This is a genomic window from Streptomyces narbonensis (assembly GCF_014649015.1).
In the GTDB taxonomy this organism is placed as follows: domain Bacteria; phylum Actinomycetota; class Actinomycetes; order Streptomycetales; family Streptomycetaceae; genus Streptomyces; species Streptomyces narbonensis.
Genome location: NZ_BMSF01000051.1, coordinates 1 through 2,684 on the forward strand (window position 1 = coordinate 1; position 2,684 = coordinate 2,684).

Here is a 2,684-nt window from a genome sequence, read left to right on the forward strand (position 1 = left end):
CCCGCCCTCGACGCCACCTACTGGTACCGCAACCTCCGCCACCCCGTCGGCTTCGCCCCCGCCGTCGAGACACTCGCCACCGAGGGCTTCACCCACTTCGTCGAGGTCTCCGCCCACCCCGTCCTCACCATGGCCCTCCCCGACACCGTCACAGGCCTCGGCACCCTCCGCCGCGAACAAGGCGGCCAGGAGCGTCTGGTCTCCTCCCTCGCCGAAGCCTGGGTCAATGGACTCCCGGTCGACTGGAGCCCGCTCCTCCCCACCACGACCGGCCGGCACCCAGGCCTCCACGGCCTTCCCACGTACGCGTTCCAGACCGAGCGCCACTGGCTGGGCGAGATCGAGGCGCTCGCCCCGGCAGCGGCCGAGCCGCCGGTGCGGCGCGCCGTGCTCCGCACGGAGGCCGCCGAGCTCGCACGGCTCGACCGGGACGAACAGCTGCGCGTGATCCTGGACAAGGTCCGGGCGCAGACGGCCCAGGTGCTGGGGTACGCGGGAGGCGGGCAGATCGAGGTCGGCCGGACCTTCCGCGAGGCCGGGTGCACCTCCCTGACCGGTGTGGACCTGCGTAACCGGATCAACGCCGCCTTCGGCGTACGACTGGCGCCGTCCATGATCTTCGATTTCCCCACCCCCGAGGCGCTGGCGGAGCAGCTGCTCGTCGTCGTGCACGGGGAGGCGGCGCAGCCGGCCGCCGCGGAGCCCGCTCCGGTGGCGACGACGGCCGGTGCCGTCGAGGAGCCGGTGGCGATCGTCGGCATGGCGTGCCGCCTGCCGGGCGGTGTCGCCTCGCCGGAGGACCTGTGGCGGCTGGTCGCCGGCGGCGGGGACGCGATCTCCGGCTTCCCGCAGGACCGCGGCTGGGACCTGGAGGGGCTCTACCACCCGGACCCCGAGCACCCCGGGACGTCGTACGTCCGCCAGGGCGGGTTCATCGAGGACGTCGCCGGTTTCGACGCGGCCTTCTTCGGGATCTCGCCGCGCGAGGCCCTCGCCATGGACCCGCAGCAGCGCCTCCTGCTGGAGACCTCCTGGGAGGCCGTCGAGGACGCCGGGATCGACCCGACCTCCCTGCGGGGACAGCAGGTCGGCGTCTTCACCGGGGCGATGACCCACGAGTACGGGCCGAGCCTGCGCGACGGCGGGGAGGGCCTCGACGGATACCTGCTGACCGGCAACACGGCCAGCGTGATGTCGGGCCGCGTCTCGTACACGCTCGGCCTTGAGGGCCCCGCCCTGACGGTGGACACCGCCTGCTCGTCGTCGCTGGTCGCCCTGCACCTCGCCGTGCAGGCCCTGCGCAAGGGCGAGGTCGACATGGCGCTCGCCGGCGGCGTGGCCGTGATGCCCACGCCGGGGATGTTCGTGGAGTTCAGCCGGCAGCGCGGGCTGGCCGGGGACGGTCGGTCGAAGGCGTTCGCCGCGTCGGCGGACGGCACCAGTTGGTCCGAGGGTGTCGGTGTCCTCCTCGTCGAGCGCCTGTCGGACGCCCGCCGCCACGGACACCGGGTCCTCGCGGTCGTCCGCGGCAGCGCCGTGAACCAGGACGGCGCCAGCAACGGTCTCACGGCTCCGAACGGGCCGTCGCAGCAGCGCGTCATCCGGCGGGCCCTGGCCGACGCCCGGCTCACGCCGGGCGAGGTCGATGTCGTCGAGGCGCACGGCACGGGGACGCGGCTCGGCGACCCGATCGAGGCGCAGGCCCTGATCGCCACCTACGGGCAGGACCGGGGCGGCGAACGTCCGTTGCTGCTCGGATCGTTGAAGTCCAACATCGGGCACACCCAGGCCGCGGCCGGTGTCGCCGGTGTCATCAAGATGGTCCAGGCGATGCGCCACGGGCTACTCCCGAAGACGCTTCACGTGGACGCCCCCTCGGACCAGATCGACTGGTCGGCCGGTGCCGTGGAACTCCTCACCGAGGCCGTGGACTGGCCGGAGAAGCAGGACGGCGGGCTGCGCCGCGCCGCCGTCTCCTCCTTCGGCATCAGCGGGACGAACGCTCACGTCGTCCTCGAAGAGGCCCCGACGGTGGAAAACACCGCCGTGGACGAGCCGTCGTCGGGTGGCGTGGTGCCGTGGGTGGTGTCGGCGAAGTCCGCCGGTGCACTCGACGCCCAGATCGAGCGGCTCGCCGCGTACGCCTCTCAGGGGCGTACGGATGACGTCGACGCCGGCGCCGTCGCCCGCGTACTGGCCGACGGGCGGGCGCAGTTCGAGCACCGGGCCGTCGCGCTGGGCACCGGGGCGGGCGACCTCGTACAGGCCCTGGCCGACCCGGACGGGCTGATTCGTGGCACGGCTTCCGCTGTCGGGCGCGTGGCGTTCGTGTTCCCCGGCCAGGGCACGCAGTGGTCCGGGATGGGTGCCGAACTGCTGGACTCCTCTGCGGAGTTCGCGGCGGAGATGGCCGCGTGCGAGACCGCGCTCTCCCGTCACGTCGACTGGTCCCTCGAAGCCGTCGTACGACAGGCTCCCGGCGCCCCGACGCTCGACCGCGTCGACGTCGTCCAGCCCGCCACCTTCGCCGTCATGGTCTCGCTGGCCAAGCTCTGGCAGCACCACGGCGTGACCCCGCACGCCGTCATCGGGCACTCGCAAGGCGAGATCGCCGCCGCCTGCGTCGCCGGGGCACTGAGCCTGGAGGATGCCGCCCGCGTCGTCGCCCTACGCAGCCGGTCCAT

Annotated in this window: 1 protein-coding gene; it reads left to right on the top strand. The window is 73.4% G+C overall.

Going from position 1 to position 2,684, the window contains the following annotated elements; translation table 11 throughout:
- The coding region (locus tag IE124_RS33935) for a type I polyketide synthase (RefSeq protein ID WP_189513861.1) at positions 1–2,684 on the top strand (2,684 nt) is incomplete at both ends.